The sequence below is a fragment of the Weeksella sp. HMSC059D05 genome, assembly GCF_001809725.1.
GTDB classification, from domain to species: domain Bacteria; phylum Bacteroidota; class Bacteroidia; order Flavobacteriales; family Weeksellaceae; genus Weeksella; species Weeksella virosa.
The window spans coordinates 22,440-39,843 of sequence record NZ_KV798544.1 but is presented as its reverse complement, the minus strand read 5'-3'; the positions used below and the strand labels follow the sequence as shown (position 1 = coordinate 39,843).

Annotated in this window: 18 protein-coding genes; 11 read left to right on the top strand and 7 right to left on the bottom strand. The window is 35.0% G+C overall.

Going from position 1 to position 17,404, the window contains the following annotated elements; all coding sequences use genetic code 11:
• Window positions 1-149: 149 nt before the first annotated feature.
• The 3 genes from HMPREF2660_RS06570 to rny all read left to right on the top strand — a co-directional run bounded on the left by HMPREF2660_RS06570 (window position 150) and on the right by rny (window position 2,559).
• On the top strand, window positions 150-449 hold the full coding sequence (locus HMPREF2660_RS06570) for a hypothetical protein (protein WP_070486236.1): 300 nt from the start codon (window positions 150-152) through the stop codon (window positions 447-449).
• Complete coding sequence (locus HMPREF2660_RS06565) at window positions 446-739, top strand: cell division protein ZapA (RefSeq protein ID WP_013598962.1); 294 nt, start codon at window positions 446-448, stop codon at window positions 737-739. The genes HMPREF2660_RS06570 and HMPREF2660_RS06565 overlap by 4 nt, the downstream gene beginning before the upstream one ends.
• A 257-nt stretch (window positions 740-996) precedes the next feature.
• The gene (rny, locus tag HMPREF2660_RS06560) at window positions 997-2,559 is read left to right on the top strand and encodes a ribonuclease Y (protein WP_013598963.1); all 1,563 of its coding nucleotides are present in this window, start codon (window positions 997-999) and stop codon (window positions 2,557-2,559) included.
• A 78-nt stretch (window positions 2,560-2,637) separates the two neighbouring features.
• Here the strand turns inward: rny and HMPREF2660_RS06555 are convergent, their stop codons facing one another.
• Entirely contained in the window at window positions 2,638-4,413 is a 1,776-nt protein-coding gene (locus HMPREF2660_RS06555; RefSeq protein ID WP_070486234.1) for an aminopeptidase P family protein, read from the bottom strand.
• A gap of 217 nt (window positions 4,414-4,630) precedes the next feature.
• Here HMPREF2660_RS06555 and HMPREF2660_RS06550 point away from each other — a divergent pair, with 217 nt between their 5' ends.
• The 6 genes from HMPREF2660_RS06550 (at window position 4,631) to HMPREF2660_RS06525 (ending at window position 10,987) form a co-directional block, all read left to right on the top strand.
• Window positions 4,631-4,996, top strand: coding sequence for a cysteine-rich CWC family protein (locus tag HMPREF2660_RS06550; protein WP_013598965.1), 366 nt, complete (start codon window positions 4,631-4,633; stop codon window positions 4,994-4,996).
• A gap of 56 nt (window positions 4,997-5,052) precedes the next feature.
• Window positions 5,053-6,453, top strand: coding sequence for an exonuclease domain-containing protein (locus tag HMPREF2660_RS06545; RefSeq protein ID WP_013598966.1), 1,401 nt, complete (start codon window positions 5,053-5,055; stop codon window positions 6,451-6,453).
• 136 nt (window positions 6,454-6,589) lie between these two features.
• Window positions 6,590-7,981, top strand: coding sequence for a tRNA uridine-5-carboxymethylaminomethyl(34) synthesis GTPase MnmE (gene mnmE / locus HMPREF2660_RS06540; protein ID WP_070486232.1), 1,392 nt, complete (start codon window positions 6,590-6,592; stop codon window positions 7,979-7,981).
• 136 nt (window positions 7,982-8,117) lie between these two features.
• On the top strand, window positions 8,118-8,417 hold the full coding sequence (locus tag HMPREF2660_RS06535) for a cupin domain-containing protein (protein WP_013598968.1): 300 nt from the start codon (window positions 8,118-8,120) through the stop codon (window positions 8,415-8,417).
• Window positions 8,418-8,724: 307 nt separating this feature from the next.
• Entirely contained in the window at window positions 8,725-9,447 is a 723-nt protein-coding gene (locus HMPREF2660_RS06530; RefSeq protein WP_141743563.1) for a hypothetical protein, read from the top strand.
• Between the two features lie 286 nt (window positions 9,448-9,733).
• Window positions 9,734-10,987, top strand: a complete 1,254-nt coding sequence (locus tag HMPREF2660_RS06525; protein WP_070486228.1) for an MFS transporter — start codon at window positions 9,734-9,736, stop codon at window positions 10,985-10,987.
• Between the two features lie 6 nt (window positions 10,988-10,993).
• Here HMPREF2660_RS06525 and HMPREF2660_RS06520 read toward each other — a convergent pair whose 3' ends face one another.
• Genes HMPREF2660_RS06520 through HMPREF2660_RS06510 form a run of 3 tightly spaced genes read right to left on the bottom strand, consistent with a single transcriptional unit; the run spans window position 10,994 to window position 13,163 of the window.
• Window positions 10,994-11,701, bottom strand: coding sequence for a nucleotidyltransferase family protein (locus HMPREF2660_RS06520; protein WP_041942158.1), 708 nt, complete (start codon window positions 11,699-11,701; stop codon window positions 10,994-10,996).
• 21 nt (window positions 11,702-11,722) lie between these two features.
• Window positions 11,723-12,148, bottom strand: coding sequence for a RapZ C-terminal domain-containing protein (locus HMPREF2660_RS06515; protein ID WP_041942159.1), 426 nt, complete (start codon window positions 12,146-12,148; stop codon window positions 11,723-11,725).
• A complete protein-coding gene (locus HMPREF2660_RS06510) occupies window positions 12,126-13,163 on the bottom strand; it encodes an aminoglycoside phosphotransferase family protein (RefSeq protein WP_041942160.1) in 1,038 nt (345 codons plus the stop codon). Before HMPREF2660_RS06510 ends, HMPREF2660_RS06515 begins: the two co-directional genes overlap by 23 nt.
• Before the next feature lie 420 nt (window positions 13,164-13,583).
• Here HMPREF2660_RS06510 and HMPREF2660_RS06500 point away from each other — a divergent pair, with 420 nt between their 5' ends.
• Complete coding sequence (locus HMPREF2660_RS06500; RefSeq protein WP_070486224.1) at window positions 13,584-13,904, top strand: hypothetical protein; 321 nt, start codon at window positions 13,584-13,586, stop codon at window positions 13,902-13,904.
• A gap of 29 nt (window positions 13,905-13,933) precedes the next feature.
• Window positions 13,934-14,155, top strand: a complete 222-nt coding sequence (locus HMPREF2660_RS06495; protein ID WP_126414817.1) for a hypothetical protein — start codon at window positions 13,934-13,936, stop codon at window positions 14,153-14,155.
• Here HMPREF2660_RS06495 and ybaK read toward each other — a convergent pair.
• The 3 genes from ybaK to HMPREF2660_RS06480 are packed head-to-tail and all read right to left on the bottom strand — an operon-like array spanning window position 14,152 to window position 17,347.
• Window positions 14,152-14,625, bottom strand: coding sequence for a Cys-tRNA(Pro) deacylase (gene ybaK / locus HMPREF2660_RS06490; RefSeq protein WP_070486285.1), 474 nt, complete (start codon window positions 14,623-14,625; stop codon window positions 14,152-14,154). The genes HMPREF2660_RS06495 and ybaK overlap by 4 nt on opposite strands.
• A gap of 1 nt (window position 14,626) precedes the next feature.
• On the bottom strand, window positions 14,627-16,117 hold the full coding sequence (rmuC, locus tag HMPREF2660_RS06485; protein ID WP_013598975.1) for a DNA recombination protein RmuC: 1,491 nt from the start codon (window positions 16,115-16,117) through the stop codon (window positions 14,627-14,629).
• A gap of 15 nt (window positions 16,118-16,132) precedes the next feature.
• Complete coding sequence (locus HMPREF2660_RS06480) at window positions 16,133-17,347, bottom strand: glycosyltransferase (RefSeq protein WP_070486222.1); 1,215 nt, start codon at window positions 17,345-17,347, stop codon at window positions 16,133-16,135.
• Between the last annotated feature and the right edge of the window lie 57 nt (window positions 17,348-17,404).

Below are 17,404 nucleotides of genomic sequence, written 5' to 3'. Positions count from 1 at the left end.
TTGAGTTGGAAAAAGATAAAGAATATACGTGAAAATGTTTTAAATCGAAATAAATAAGAAGAAATTGTAGAAAACGCAGTTTAAAAGTTGTACTCATATTAAAAAAAGTTTAAATTTGCATACAGAGCTAGAACAAAAACAAACTCTCAATGGGGAATAAAACTTTAGGATTTAGAGCTTTAGAAGCTAAAATTATAGCCCTTGTTGAGCGTTATGAAAATATACGATCAGAGCGTGATTCTTTACAGGAAGAAATTGATTTGCTGAAAGAGAAACTAAAAGAAACACGAACAGAAAATATCGCCTTATCAGACCAAGTGACTCATCTAAAGATGATGAACGCCATGGGAGGGAATCAGGAGTATAAAAAGCTAATGAAACTCCGGATGAATAAATTGATAAAAGAAGTAGATGCATGTATTGCTCAAATAAAAAATAGACAATCATGAGTACGCAGCGTATAAAATTAACCATTTCTGGGCGACAATATCCCCTGACGATTCTCTTAGAAGATGAAGAGATTGCTCGGTTAGCTGCAAAAGAAATAAATGATACGTTGAAGTTGTTTGAAGAAGAGTATGCAGTATCTGATAAACAAGACGGATTGGCTATGGCATTGATACAATATGCGATAAAAGATTTCAAAACAAGACGAGAAGCTAAAAATGTAGAAGCTATTCCTCACCATCGAATAGATGAATTGGTAGAAAGAATAGACGAAACTTTGGCAAACAAATAATAAACAAACGAGAAGTTCTTTTTGCACTACGGTGCAACCGATATCCTACATTAGTTCTAGCAATTTGGTTAACTCAACACTTATTATGTTACCGAGTGAACACCGTCCGGAAAGCGGGCCGCAACCTTAGGGTACAATTTTATATTGACAGCGGATTATTGACTGGCGGACTAACTCAAATCCTGTTTTCAGGAGTTAACGCAATTAGATGACTAATGTAGGTTTTTTTTTATTTATATCAGAAACTATAAACAACTATGGAAGTATTAATTGGCGTAATTGCTTTATTGGTCGGTGCTGCAATAGGATACTTTTTATCGAAAAAATCAGTTGATAAAGAGAATCAATTACTCATCGAACAAGCAAAACAGCAAGCCGATGCTTTAATTAAAGAAGCACAAAAAGAAGGAGAAAACATTAAGAAAGAGAAGATTTTTCAGGCAAAAGAGAAATTTTTAGAATTAAAGTCAAAACACGAAGAGTCGGTAAATCAGCGCGAAAGAAAAATTGCTGATCAAGAATTCAGACTAAAAGAACGCGAAGACCGTGTAAAGAGTGATTTAGCCGAAGTGCAAAAAGCTAAAGATGGCTTGAAAGCTGAGCAAGGAAACATCAAAGCACGCACAGAAAAGCTGAATATTCGACAACGAGAGGTAGACTCTATGCACAAAAAACAAGTAGAAACATTAGAGAAAATTTCTCATTTTTCTGCAGATGAAGCACGTGCAGAGTTGATGGAAATTCTGAAAGACGAAGCCAAAACTAAAGCTCAGGCTCATATTCAGGAAATAATGGAAGAAGCCGAGTTGAACGCTAGAAATGAAGCAAGAAAAATTGTTATACAAGCAATTCAAAGAATCGGAACAGAACAAGCAATCGAAAACGCAGTATCTGTTTTCAATATAGAGTCGGACGAAATAAAAGGTAGAATTATTGGGCGAGAAGGTAGAAATATTCGTGCACTAGAAGCTGCTACAGGTGTAGAAATTATCGTAGACGACACACCAGAGGCAATTATATTATCATGTTTTGATCCTGTTCGACGAGAAATTGCTCGCCTGTCACTGCACCGATTAGTGACCGATGGTCGTATACATCCTGCACGCATCGAAGAAGTAGTTGCCAAAACAACAAAACAAATCGAGGATGAAATTATCGAGGTAGGAAAGAAAACAATCCTCGACCTAGGTATCCATGGATTACACAAAGATTTGGTTCGCATAATAGGTAGGATGAAATACCGTTCTTCGTATGGGCAGAATTTGCTGCAACACTCTAGAGAAGTAGCTCATATTGCCGGAACACTAGCCGCAGAACTAGGTCTGAATGCAAAACTAGCAAAACGAGCAGGTTTATTGCATGATATTGGGAAAGTTCCGGAGCAAGAGTCAGAAATGCCTCACGCAATTTTAGGAATGCAATGGGCAGAAAAATATGGAGAGAATGCAGACGTTGTGAATGCAATTGGTGCTCACCACGATGAAATAGAAATGACATCATTGATTGCACCAATCGTACAGGTGGCCGATGCTATTTCAGGTGCTAGACCTGGAGCACGTCGTCAAGTATTAGAATCTTACATTCAACGATTAAAAGATCTAGAAACTACTGCATTGAATTTTGATGGAGTAGAAAAAGCATATGCTATACAAGCCGGTAGAGAATTACGTGTAATGGTCGAAAGTGAAAAAGTTGATGATGCCAAAGCAGCTGAGTTGTCGTTTTTGATTTCGGATAAAATCCAAAATGAAATGACGTATCCAGGGCAAGTACGCGTAACTGTAATACGTGAAACACGTGCTGTAAACATTGCGCGCTAAAGAACTAAAAAAAACAATGCTATAAAAAATCCGATTCAAAAATGAATCGGATTTTATTATACCAATAAACTTAATTTTTTATAAAGTTTTACACTTTTCTTTTAACCAAGATTTTTCATCTTCGCTAAGATTCGGACTTAAACGATCATACACCATTTGATGATAATTATTTAGCCATTCTTTTTCAGAATCTGTAAATAACGTCCTGTCAATCAGGTTGGTATCAATAGGGAAGAGCGTCAAAGTCTCGAACTCATAAAAAATTCCGAAAGATGTTTTCTCAGTTTTTCGAACCAAAATAAGATTTTCAATTCGGATACCATATTCGCCATCACGGTACATTCCGGGTTCGTTAGACACAATCATACCTTCTTGTAAAACGGTAGGATTTTCATCGGTACGGATATTTTGTGGTCCTTCATGTACACATAAATAATGCCCAACACCGTGACCTGTTCCGTGCCCGAAATTTAGATTATTTTGCCATAAAAATTGTCTTGCCAAAACGTCGAGCTGCGAACCTCGTGTATTATGCGGAAATTTTGCACAAGAAAGTGCAATCATACCCTTCAAAACTAAAGTATAATCTTTTCTCTCTTTTTCGGTCGGCTCACCGAACTTCATGGTTCGGGTAATGTCGGTTGTTCCATCTAAATATTGACCACCAGAATCAATCAACACCAAAGCATCTCTGCCCAAGAGGGCTGCTGTATCTTTTTTGGCACTGTAATGATTCATCGCGCCATTTGCTGCATAACCACAAATTGTCCCGAAGCTTGGTCCTTTTGCCAAATCTTGTCTTGCTCTGTATTTTAGCAACTCTTCACCTACGGTATACTCGGTTATAGACTTGTCGATGTTGTTTTCTAGCCAAATAAAAAATTGCGTTAATGCAACTCCATCTTTGATCATCGCCTGACGAATCCCTTCGATTTCGATTTCGTTTTTTATACTTTTAAGTAAAGTAATTGGCGATAAAGTTTCGATAACTTTTGCCGTGCTAGGAAGTGCTTCATACAAAGATTGATTCAAGCGGGTAGAATCAAAAAGCACTTTAGACTGTGCATCAAGCTGAGATAAAAAATCTGTAATCGATGAATATGGTTTTACCCAAACACCTATAGAGTCTAAATATTCTTTGGCTTTATTGTCGAGCTTTTGTTCGTCTATAAATAAATTTACCGAATTGTTTTCTACTACCGCATATGAAATTACCAAAGGATTGAAGTTTACATCGCTTCCGCGGATATTTAGTAGCCACGCAATTTCATCCAAACTTGCGATAACATAGATATTGGCATCTACTTTTTGCATTTCTGCTCGAACGTCTTTTAGCTTTTCTTGCGCAGATTTACCTGCATATTTTTCTTCATATATTTCTACAAGATTGTTTGGCAGTGCTGGGCGATCGGTCCAAATAACATCGATTAAATCAACAGATTGTATCGAAATATTTTTGTTTGATAAGCTTTTTTGGTAAGATGTAAATTGTTGATGCGTAAACATTTGAGGATTTAAACCGAGTTTTTCGCCTTCTCTGAGTTCACTTTTCAACCAAGAAATAATATCGGGCGTGTCGGGCATGCGATCTTTCATTAAAGAAAAAGAAGTACCAGCTAGTTGATTTTCGGCTTGGATGAAATAGCGAGAGTCGGTCCAAAGAGCTGCTTTATCCAAAGTGACTATAGCTGTACCAGCAGAACCTGTGAAACCTGCAATCCAATTTCTTTCTTGCCAATGTTTGGCTAAATATTCGCTTATATGTGGATCAGTTCCTGGAATAATGGTTGCGTGTACGCCGTTTTTTTTCATTTCTTCACGGAGAAGCGCTAAACGTTCTTTGTAAATATTCATTGTTAGAATGTTTAATTTTAAATGATTAGTATTTGAAGTAAATCAACAAAATTTCTGTTCAGTTCTGTTTTCCTATTGGTAGGATATGAACAAAACCAACAAGAATTTTGTTGCCATAAATTTACGGATTCTCTCTATAATAGACTTCATTTTATTTGTGATATCCTTTAGCAAATAAAATAATATCGCTAAAATTGTAGTTGAAACGAAAAATGAAATGGAAAATAAAAAGTGTCAACGCTGTGGCGAAATTTTTTGCTGTCAAACCAATAATGTTTCTGTATGTGGTTGTTCTTCAGTAGAATTGAAAGCCGAAACCCAAGAGTTTCTAGCCAAAACTTACTACGATTGTTTGTGTACGAATTGTTTACAAGCATTAGATCAGTACGCAGAGTTAGCTAAACAATATCCCTTTCCTACCGATCGCACTATGTTTATTCCACAAATTCATTATTATATAGAAGGGCAATATTGGGTATTTACAGAATTTTATCATTACCAAAAGGGGCGTTGTTGTGGGAATAATTGCCGTCATTGTGCGTATGGTTTTAAACAAAAAATAAGAAAAGGAGGTTTCTATTGAGGTAATTTTTAACGTTTTTTATCCAAAATTTTCTCAATAAATTGCGAAATTTACGTATGCTCAAACAAAAATCAGAACAACCGTTGTATGCAATTGTCGATATAGAAACCAACGGAAGTGCTGCAGCACATGGCGGAATAACAGAAATCGCAATTTTCTTGCACAACGGAAAAGAGATTATAGACGAATATCAAACCTTGGTGAATCCCGAAAAACCGATTCCCTTTCATATCCAAACACTTACCGGAATCACACCCGAAATGCTGGTCGATGCTCCACGTTTTGATGAAGTTGCCAAAGATGTGTATAGTTATTTAGAGAAGGCTATTTTTGTAGCACACAATGTAAGTTTTGATTTTTCTTTTCTTCATAAACAATTTTTGGATGTAGGAATAGATTGGAAACCAATAAAATTATGCACCGTACGTTTGGCACGAAAAATTTTTCCTGGTTACACAAGTTATAGTTTAGGGTCGCTATGCAAAAATCTAAATATTCCATTGCATGATCGACATAGAGCAGCGGGGGATGCAAAGGCTACGACCATTCTTTTCGAACAATTATTACAAAATGATCAAGAACGGTGGATCGAGAAAATGAGCAAAACAAACGCGAAGATTCTTCGTTTACCCAGTAATTTGAAGCATCAGAACTTAGAACATTTACCTACAACTTCTGGAGTTTATTTTTTTAAAAGTAAAGACAATAAATTTCTTTACATAGGAAAAGCAATCAACATCCGAAAACGAGTGAACGATCATTTCGCTGGAAACAATGCCGGGCAAAGAAGACAAGATTTCCTCAATGATATCTATACTATAGATTTTTTAGAGACAGGAAATGAATTGATGGCTTTGTTAACAGAACAAGAATACATCAGGCGGTATTGGCCAAAGTATAATCGTGCGTTGAAAGGATTGAATCCGAAATTTGGGCTAACCTCTTATATCGATCAAGCTGGTTACGAGCGAATAGCTTTGGTGAAAACAACTCCACAAACAACATGTTTTGCGTATTTCGATCGCGTGTATGATGCTACACAAAGCTTACTAGATAAGATTAATGAATTTAATCTTAATCGTTTATTGTGTTATTTTTATAATGAAGATCCGTTCGATAAAAAAGATAAAAATGCTTTACTAAAAACGCAAACTCTAGAAAATCCTACCGAATATAACCAAAGAGTAGCAGAAATGAAGAAAAGTTTTACCGATAAAATGAATTCTTTTTTTGTGCTCGGAAAGGGTAGGAATACAGAGGAACAATCGTATATTTTGGTAAAAAACAACCAACTATATGCAAAAGGTTTTTTTGATCCGAAATATTCTGTAAATTTAGTAGATATTGTACAAGCAAACGATCGATGCGAAAGCAGCTATTATGCCATGCAATTGATACTTCGGTACAAGAAAAAGCATCCTACGTCTGTTTTTCCGTATAAAGAAGACTGCTTATGAAAGTATTTTTGGTAAGTTATGTATCGAATCGTCATTGAGAATATCCTACCGAAAAGAAAAACCATCTTACAGTTTTCAATGGACTAGATTCGGATCAAATTATGTAAATTTGTATAACAAACTCCAAACATACGATATGATTTCTAATGATACAATTTGTGCTTTAGCTACAGCAAATGGAATGGGTGCTATCGCGGTGATCCGTGTTTCTGGCCCAGAGGCAATCGAAAAAGTAAACACTTTATTTCGGTCGAAGTTTGGCGAAAAATCTTTGCTCGAAGTAGATTCACATACGGTTCATTTGGGTTATTTTATTGATGAAGAGGTGCTTATAGACGAAGCACTTTTTACAGTTTTCAGAGGTCCGAACTCCTATACTGGAGAAGATGTTGTCGAAATATCTACACACGGATCGATGTATATTCAACAGAAAGTATTGGAGGTTTTGAACAAAAATGGAATCAGAAACGCAAATCCTGGCGAATATACTTTTCGGGCATTTTGGAATGGGAAAATGGATTTGACACAAGCTGAAGCTGTTGCTGATTTGATTACTTCTGACTCCAAAGCATCGCACGAAATTGCCATGAAACAGATGCGAGGAGGTTTCTCTAACCAGATTAAAGATTTACGCGAACAAATTGTGAATTTTGCAGCATTGATCGAGTTAGAGTTAGATTTTTCTGAGGAAGATGTAGAGTTTGCAGATCGCACAAAACTATATGCTTTGCTGGATGAATTGCAAGAAGTTTTAAAGCGTTTATCCGATTCTTTTGTGTACGGAAATGTCATAAAAAATGGCGTTCCTGTAGCGATTGTTGGCGCACCGAATGCCGGAAAATCGACTTTGCTCAATGCTCTGCTCAATGAAGAAAGAGCGATAGTTTCTGATGTTGAAGGAACAACACGCGATACGATAGAAGAAGTATTGTACATTAATGGAATCGGATTCCGTTTCATAGACACAGCCGGAATTCGAGAAGCTGGCGACAAAATAGAACAAATCGGAATAGAGAAAACTTTCGAAAAAATAGACAAAGCCAGTATTGTATTGTATCTGTATGATTCGAATATCATGGCAGACAATCAGATTGCGAACCAATTAGAAGCATTGATATCGAAAGGTAAAATTGTTTTCAATATTGCTAATAAAATCGACATAGAATCGAACAGAGATGTAATACCACAAGCGATAAAAGATGAGTTTAAGGAAGTTATTCACTTAGAAATTTCGGCAAAAGAAAAGTACAATATAGAAACTTTGAAAGAAAAGTTATTTGATCAAGTTCAGCTCTTGAACAACACCGACGATACAATAGTTTCGAACTCTAGACATCTTGATGCGTTGCAAAAAACTTTGGCACAAGTGCATAAAATACGACAAGGTATGCAAGATGGAATACCCACAGATTTATTGGCGATGGATCTTCGCGAAGGTTTGGACTATCTAGGTGCAATAACTGGAGAAATTGATGTAGATGAAGATATATTGGGGACTATTTTCGGAAAGTTCTGTATCGGGAAGTAGTTATTTTTCTTTTGTTTGTTAACTACCTATAAATGCTATATTTAAGAGCAACCATGTTGCTCTTTTTTGTTGCCTAATTGCTTTATTTTGATTAAATTTGATGTACAGTAGAAACTAACTTCTAAACTTACAAACCATGGCAGAAATTAAACATTTGAATTCCTTGCATAGAACCGATAAGCAATTAAGTGTGAGCATATTATTTGAAGGAAAAGAAGGCGTAACACGCAGTCTGTATCTGAAAAAAGACGGATTGTTACCAGAGCACACCACCGCTATACCTGCAGTTTTGCTATGTGTAACAGGTAAAGTGACTTATGAAGATGAAAAAGGTTGTCAAGTAGTTTTAGAACCTGGAAATTTTCAGAACATTGAACCAAACATCAAACATTGGGTAAAAAGTTTTGAGGATAGTCAGTTACTGTTGATGAAATAAGCTTTTTCTTCTCTCTAATTGCCATAGAACAAGGCACAAAATTACTCCCTTTTAAAAACTTCTTCTGGGAATGCTGATGAAAATTAGGGCATTTTTTCATTGTCTATTCTATTAAAGATGTAGCGGTTAGCCTTTTTGGCTAACTTTTTTTATCCCAATCTATTTTTTAGCTGTATTCTTCGTTTAGAAATTGCTTTTTAATTATCGAAAAAAATATACTTACAATGTAAGGGGAAAAGTCATTATTTGAGTTTTATTGATAAAAAACATGTCATTTTACCTGATTTTTAGAGAAAAAATGTTAAATATGCACAAATTTTTTAAAAATCATATTGAGTATGAAGAAATTTTCTTTTCTCTTGTTAGGAGTTCTATCTTATCGCTCCAAGCACAAATGGGGGTCAATACCGATAATCCCCAAGCCACACTAGACGTACAAGGTAATGTAATTGTAGGTGAGGCGAGCTATACAGAGGATAAAACGGGCTTTTCTCCTGTGGTGAGAAACAATATCACAGGAGAGCTAAAAATCGTAGGGAATACAGGGCAAGATCATACAAATGCACCTATGAATATCATAACTTTTAAACTAAGTAATGTAGATGGAGATTGGGTAGAAAGTTATTTTACAGGTATCGACTCGGATAAATATACCGTTGCCGTAATTGGTTCTAGATTTTATGATCCTAATGGTAGCCAAGGAGTAACATTATATAGCAATAACTTAATTGAATATAAGGATAAAAATAATGCCAATGCAAATGCTTTTACAGGCTACAATCCATTCCAAGTATATGCAAGTAGAATGAAACGAAACGAAACTACAAATAAATTAGAATGGGTATTGCATGCCGATTTCGCAGGTGGTTCGCTAAGACGAATAGCAACTGATCTGAACACTAAAATCAACGGAACTTGGGAAATCACTTGTCTAATAATCAACAACTCTTTGGTGAATGTATTGAACGATCATGTCGTAAATTTTAATGGAGGAAATCGAGTTTTTGGTACTGCACCAGCCGGATTATAAAAAAATATAGAAAAAGAAATAATAATTTCACTAGAGTGGTTTTTAAGAGACCATAAAAACAAAGGTATGGGTGCGATATTATAGAGCCACTGTGTGGAAAGAAAAAACTTAGCAAATAATTGTTAAGTTTTTCTTGTTTCTATAATTTTTTTTGATGAAATTGTTATATAACAGAAACTGTAATTGGATATCTAAAAAACAAATAAATAAAGCAAACATTTTACTCATCATAATTAATCTTTTTTTTGAAGAAATTCACTGTACATTTGCCTATTAATAGATTAGAATGACAGCTCAAAAGAAAAATATTTCCATCTGGAAAAATAAAGAATTCATTCCATTCATATTTTTGCGTTTTGCACTCATCTTTGCTCTTTTTATGCAAAGTACATCGGTGGCTTATGAAATTTTCGAAGTTACCAGAAAAGAAATTTTTCTAGGTCTCATCGGCTTGTTCGAGTTTGCACCCATATTGCTTACCGCATTCTATGCAGGACAATTGGTGGATAAAATCGATAAACGAAAGATTCTCATTCTTTCCATTGCTACCTATATGCTCATTTCTTTTTTATTAATGATAATACATTTTCCAACCGTTAGAAACCATCTAGGGATCAATTACTATTTGGCACTTTGTTACTTTTGTTTTTTTGTATTAGGCCTAACAAGAGCTTTTAGCGGACCGGCACTGTTTGCTTTATTAGCTTTGGTCGTGTGCAAAGAAAATTATACCAAGGCAATCCCAATTTCGTCTTCCGCTTTCATGATTGGGTCTGTTCTCGGTCCCTTGGCAGGCGGGGTAATATTGGCGCATTATGGAATAGAAATTACACTAATTTCTGCCTTCTCGATGATGGTGCTTTCTATGATAATGTGTTTATTGATTTCGACAAAACCATCTCAAAAATCAGAAGAATTATCAGAAGAAAGCCCTTGGCAGCGTATAAAGGAAGGACTGAAGTTTATCTGGGCTTCTCCCATTATTTTGGCTGTTCTTAGCTTAGATATGTTTGCCGTTTTCTTTGGTGGTGCAGAATCTCTATTGCCCGCTTTTGTAAATAAAGTTCTGAATCAAGGCTCAGAAACTTTCGGTTTATTGCGCTCTGCACACGGAATTGGCTCGCTCATTATGCTACTGCTTTTGTCTTTTATCCCATCATTACTCAGAGGAAACGTTGGGCCAAAACTATTAGGTACTATCGGTTTATACGGTTTATCGATTATTTCTTTTGGTTTGATGAGAAACCTTGTGCTATGTTTTATTGTTTTAATGTTGGCAGGCTGTTTCGATGCAATATCCATGGTGATAAGACAAAGTATTCTACAACTCAAAACACCCGAAAACCTAAAAGGGAGAGTTTCTTCCGTTAACTCTATTTTCGTTAGCTCATCCAATGAATTAGGCGCTTTAGAGAGTGGGGTAGCGGCAACAATTTTAGGGTTGGTCCCAGCAATTATTTTCGGTGGTAGTATGACAATCTTAACCGTAATCCTGATCGCAATTTTTATAAAACCAATACGAAAAGTATACTTAGAATAGATTTTTTTATCTGAAATATTTTTCGGCCTCTAAAATACTTTGTGGTTTTCCGACATCGATAAGGTAATCACCTGTATGATCGTATCCTAAAATGTAGTTTTCTTTCATCAAACGCATATAGCTTTTCATGATCGAAAATTTTCCTTCTTCGGTAATTTTGTCAAAAATATCTGATCGTAAAATATGTATGCCACTAAAAGCGTATTCGTGCAGTTTTAGCCTTGGATTAACGATGATATCTTCCTCAGTTGTTAGATTTCGCCAACCTTGTAATCGCATTTCTTCTGTAAAAAGCAATTTCCGAGACGAGCTTCTTTTGCTTACTGCTAAACTAGCAATTGGCTTGTACTTCTGGTGAAAGTCGATCAATTTTTTTAGTGAGAATTTCGTTAGAATATCCGCATTCATCACTACAAAATCTTCTGTGAAGTATTCTCTAGCGTTGAGCAAACCACCACCAGTTTCTAATATATCTTTTTCGAAAATCAATCGGATTTTCATACCAAAACATTCATTTTCTTCGAGATATTTTTCTATCTGTTCGGCAAAATGATGTGTATTGATCACCACTTCATCTATCCCGTTTTGTTGGAGGTAGGTTAAATTTCGCTGCAACAGTGTTTGATTATTGACTACTGCCAAAGCTTTAGGATGCGACAAGGTAAACGGCTGTAAACGAGTGCCCAAACCAGCGGCGAATAACATGGCTTTCATTTCAAAATAATAATATAAAAATTAATAAGGAAGATTGATCCAGTTTTTTTCTTCTTGGACTATATGCTGCACATTCACCTGTACACTTGGATAATGCGTTTTGATATACATTGCTATCTGATCGGCACAATACACCGAGCGGTGTTGTCCACCAGTACAACCAAAGTTTATTTCTAAATTGTTGAAATTTCGGTCGATATAATCTTCGATAGAAATACTAATCACTTTTTTTACGCCTTCTAAAAATACAGGAGCTTTGGTTTTCTCTTCTAGAAAAGTTATCACTTCCTGATCGCGACCTGTTAAAGTTTTATATTGATCGAATCGACCTGGATTGAGAATTCCTCGACAGTCGAATACAAATCCTCCGCCGTTTCCAGAAGAATCTTTGGGGATTTCTCTTTTATATGAAAAGCTTCTTACATTAATGTTGAGTGGTGTGACCATGAATTATTTGTTTTATTTGATAAGTGGTTTCGGGCAAAGTCGATTGATGAATTATTGATAAAAGTGCCGGATATTTTTTTAGGATTGGAAAGTCGACAATCTTCTTCAGGTTCTCTAACCCAAACTGGATACTGTCTAAAAAGTGCGGTTTACGCTCGATAAGTCCTCGTAAACCATATGCGCCTAGGGTTTGTAAAACACGTATAACCACACAATAATGATACGTTTCGTATAACATTTCATTGGTGTAATCTGACCGAAAAATTCTCAGTTGTTGCAAATATTCGTGTAATAAATTTGTTTTTTTCTGATCAGAAAAATTGGCTTTAGCTTGCCAAATCAGTGATACCAAATCATACAATATCGGCCCCTTTAATCCTCCCTGGTAATCGATAAACATAGGTGTGTTTTGCTTAATCATGATATTTCTCGACTGGAAATCTCTGAATATAAATCCTTTGGGCTCGAGCCTTTCGAAATCAAGAGAAAACTTTTCGAAATCATGTAGTAAAGCATTAGGGGTGAATGGGATAGATAAAGCGTCTAGAAAATAAAACTTAAATTGAAATAAATCTCGTAAAGACAAAACCTGATCGAAATCTTGATAACTATAACAACGGTTATAATCAATTAGTTGATGTAGCCCAAGCTGACATTCGATGAGTTTTGTGATAACTTTTCGGTATAAATTATCGACATCAGGTGAGTTTTCTTTCACCAAATCCATCAAAGAAGTCGTCCCTAAATCTTCTTGAATATACAAGTCTTTGTCTGTATTAATTTGATAAACCTTAGGTGCAATTTCTGGATACACTCGATCGAGTAATTGAGTGAAATAGAAAAAGGTTTTATTCTCAGCAACATCCGAAGAATAGGTAAGAATTTTAGAACCGTTCTCATCCCAAAAACGATAATAACTTCTATTCGAGCCACTTTCTGCTAATTTTTCTAAAGAGTTTGCGGCTTTCTGACCATAATTTTCTTCTACGAAAGAATAAATTTTTTCTGCAATCATGAGAAACCAAAATTACGTAAAAATCTGCAATTTAGCGTACAGTTGTTTGGGTAAAATCGGTCGTTCGCTTTTGCATTACTGGTAAAAATTTGTTGGTAAAAAAAAATGGCAAAATAAACTAAATTATTAGGCCTATTTTTGTGCCGATAGAAAAAAGTATTCAATCTTTATGAAAAATCGCCGGTCTTCATATGTTTGCAGGTTTTTCGGTTTTGATTAGTCGATTTTCTCAAAAATTAGTTATCATTCACTCCTTATTCTATGCGTTAATTATTCTGTGTTTTGAACTTTTTCTATGTGTTTTCGGAACGATAAATACTTTGTATTTCGGTTCTATTTTGATAGGAGTAGGGATTTGTATCGGAAATGTGATTCCACCAGGTTATATCAAAAAATAGATTTCCTAAACATATTGGTCTAATGACCGGTATTTTCGCCGTTGCCACGAATTTTACAGCTGCTTTTGCGTCAGGCTATGGCACAAAGATTGGCAAATGGACTGGTTTTAGGTGGAAAACTTCGATGGGTATTTGGTTGATTTCAGGTTTGTTAGCTTTGTTGGTAATCGGATTAGAGTTGCTTTTTACCAAAATCAATAATCTTTCGGGTAAATTACCCGTTCTACACTTAAACCTAAATCTTTTCCGCTTTTCTCATGCGTGGAATATTAGTTTTTTATGGGTATCCAATCGTTATTTTATTATAGTTAAATACTTTGCAGTAATAATGCAAACGGGTTAGTGTTTATTTTATCAACTTTGTTCTTCTCTGTGCGAACCAGATTAAGTGCTGTTGCTATCAAAGTTTCAGGATTAGTACAGTCTGTAGGATATTTAGTTGCAACATTTGGACCACCAATTTTTGAGAGACTACATGATTGGGATTCTTCTTGGCGTATGTCTTTTTACTTTTTAGCCGTTTGTATTGTAATCATGTTCTTATTCGGTCTGCATGCTGCAACCAATAAATATGTAGAAGATACCGTGAATTAGATGGCAATAGCTGTAAAAGGTGCATCCAAAAAGTTGGCTAAATCAGTTGGGTTGATAAGTAACTGTAGGCCAATTTTTCCACCACTTACTGTAATTGTATCCAGCTTTTTTGCTGATTGATCTATAAAAGTTGGCAATTTTTTCTTCATGCCAATAGGAGAGCAACCTCCATGAACGTAACCAGTCAACCCAAAAAGATGTTTTTGTGGTAAAAGTTCTACTTTTTTTCGTCCGATAAGTTTAGCAATTTTCTTAAAATCGACTTGTGCATTCCCAGCAATCACCACAACTAAATGTTCTTTTTTATCATCTTCGAGCACCAAAGTTTTGTAGATTGTATCTAATGGAACTGATAAATAGTCGGCAACTCCTTTTGCACTAATGTCGGGTATATTGGTAGGATATTCTCGCAGTTTATATGATATTTTGTGTACATCTAATAAACGAATTGCATTGGTTTTTTGAGCCATTTTATGAGTTTTTATGTTCAATCTCATTCACTTTATCATCATTTTCTAATAAATAATCAGGAAGTTGTTTTTTGGTTTTTACTCCCAATTTTCGCATTCTATCCACCTGGTTGATAAGGTTTCCTCGGCCTGTGCTTAGTTTTTTGAAGGCATTTTCGTACGCATTTTGCGAAGCTCCTAAAGCTTTACCAATGTCTTCTAAATCTTGGATAAAATTCACAAACTTGTCGTGCAATTTTGTTCCTTGATTCACAATTTCAATTGCATTCTTATTTTGTAAATCTTTTTTCCATAAATCGGCGATTAATTTTAGGCTTGCAATCAAATTTGTAGGACTTACCAAAAGAATTCGTTTTTCATAGGCATATCTCCAAAGCTCATGATCGGATTGCATTGCCAGTAAATAAGCAGGTTCTATCGGTAAAAACATCATCACAAAATCTAGCGATTGTGTCAAATCATCGTACGATTTCTCACTCAGGTCTTGTATATGTTTTTTGATTGCCAAGACATGTAAATTCAGTTGATTCTGTTGTTCTTCTACATCTTCAGTCGAACAAAAACGTTCGTAAGCATTGAGGGAAACTTTAGAGTCGACAATGATTATTCGTTCGTCGGGTAATTGAATCAAAACATCAGGACGAAGTTGTTTGCCGTACTCATCGTTGATCGTTTGTTGTACAAAATATTCTCGATCGCGTACCAAACCAGATTGTTCCAAGATTCTCTCAAGAATCATTTCGCCCCAATTTCCTTGTTGTTTTGTTTGTCCTTTCAATGCATTGACCAAATTATTGGCTTGTTCGCTCACCAAATTAGTTTGCTGTACCAATTCTTTGATTCGATCTGAAAGAGAAAATCGTTCCTTTGATTCCTTGTCATATGTTTCATTCACTTTTTGTCTGAATGAGCTAATTTCTTCCTGAAAAGGTTTTAGTAAAGTTTCTAATGATTGAAAATTTTCATTTTTGAATTTCACACTTTTATCTTCCAATATTTTTTGTGCCAATTGCTCAAATTCTAGTTTAGCTTTTTGTTGTAATTCTTCAAAATATTTTTGTTGTTCAATCTGCTTTTCATGCAAGCTTTTTTTCTCTGCTTCTAATGTCGATTTTTCTGTAATCCAAAGTAATTTTTCTTTCTTCAACCAATCCAATTGTTCTTCTTTTTCATACAAATCAATTTGCAAACGATCTATTTGTTCTAAATAATTTCCTACTTTAGTTTTAAGATTTTCGGCTTGGAGTTTATTTTCTATATTTTTGTTAATCAGATTATTGTGTAGATTATTTAAACTATTTATTGAGTTTTCTAATTCGTTGATTTTTTCTTTCAGATAAGAATTTTCAATTTCAGATGTTTTGATGTCATCTTTCAAAGACTGATATTCTTTTGGTGATAAATAGTTTTTTTTCCATGTAAAGAACGTCAATAGAAGTACGAGAATAGAACAAGTTAAAAGGATAAATAAAATTATTTCTAGTGATTTCATAGGGGTAGATTTCGTTTATTTATTTTTTTCCTCGATCCATTTCGACAGATATTTTGTAGCCATCAATCCTTGTTGTTGCATCAAGGTTCCTACAATATTTTGATTTCGGTAGGAGAGAATATTGTTAGAAATATCGTCAATTTTTTCTTTAAAAATGCAACTCCAAAGATTTAGATCAAATTTTTGTTTCAAAAGCTGATATCCTAATGTTTGTTTTTCGTGCCACAGTTTTTCATCTAGGTATAAGTTTATTAGATTTTGGTAGGTATCATTTTCATCCAAAAAATAACCAGGCCAATCGTCATCACAAATTCCTTCAGCTCCTATAGGGCTGGTCACCGAGGGTGTGCCGGCATGCATTGCATCAATAAACTTCCCTTTCAGTCCGGCTCCGAAAGGAATGGGTGCAAGGAGAATTCGATAATTTTGCATCATTTTTTGTGAGTTTTCTGTTCTGCCTAAAACATAAAGTCCTTCTTTGGGTTGTTTCAATTGTTGTACTTTTTTTGTGCAATACGCTCCGTATATATGCATTTCTGCTTTGGGTAGTTGTTTTCTGATAGTTGGCCAATTTTTTTTTATGATTTTCACTGTTTCGTAATTTGGTAAGTGCATAAAATTACCAATGAAACAGAAATTACTCCGTTCATGGAAATTGGGTAGGTATTCAGTTTTGTTGAGTTTTTCTAAAAAAGGTAAATAAAAGAGTAGTTCAGGTGGAATGTTAAATTGCTCTGTTAGTAGTTTTTCTTCTTTTTCAGATATTATTAGACTAAGATCAGATCGATAAATACTGCTCAATTCTCTTTTAGCCAGTGTGGATAAGGGGAAAAGCGAAACAGTAGTCTTATTTTTATATGCTTCGGTTCGAGCTTCGCGGAGAAAATGCAAATCTTCAGTATCTAAAATCTGGATACTTTTTGGGCTAAATTCTTTTACTCGCCAACCAAATTGTTCTTCGGTTATAAAACGATCATACACCACAATATCTGGCAAAAGTTGCTTGATATAATCATCAAAGCTTGCGTCGTTTAGACTAAGTTGTATTTCTTCTACCGAAAGAGAGTTTAAAGGGAAAGAATAATCAGATTTCTGGGCAGATGAACCAAAGATCACTTTATAATCGAATTGTAGGAAAAGCTCTATCAATTGTATTATTCGCCATCCAGCAGCAGAAGAAGTAGGTTCTGGCCAGACCAAACCAATGAAAAAGACTGTCTTTTTATCCATAAAAACAAAGATAGGAGATTTCTCTCCAACCTTTGTTAAATTCGTTCAGTTGTTTTA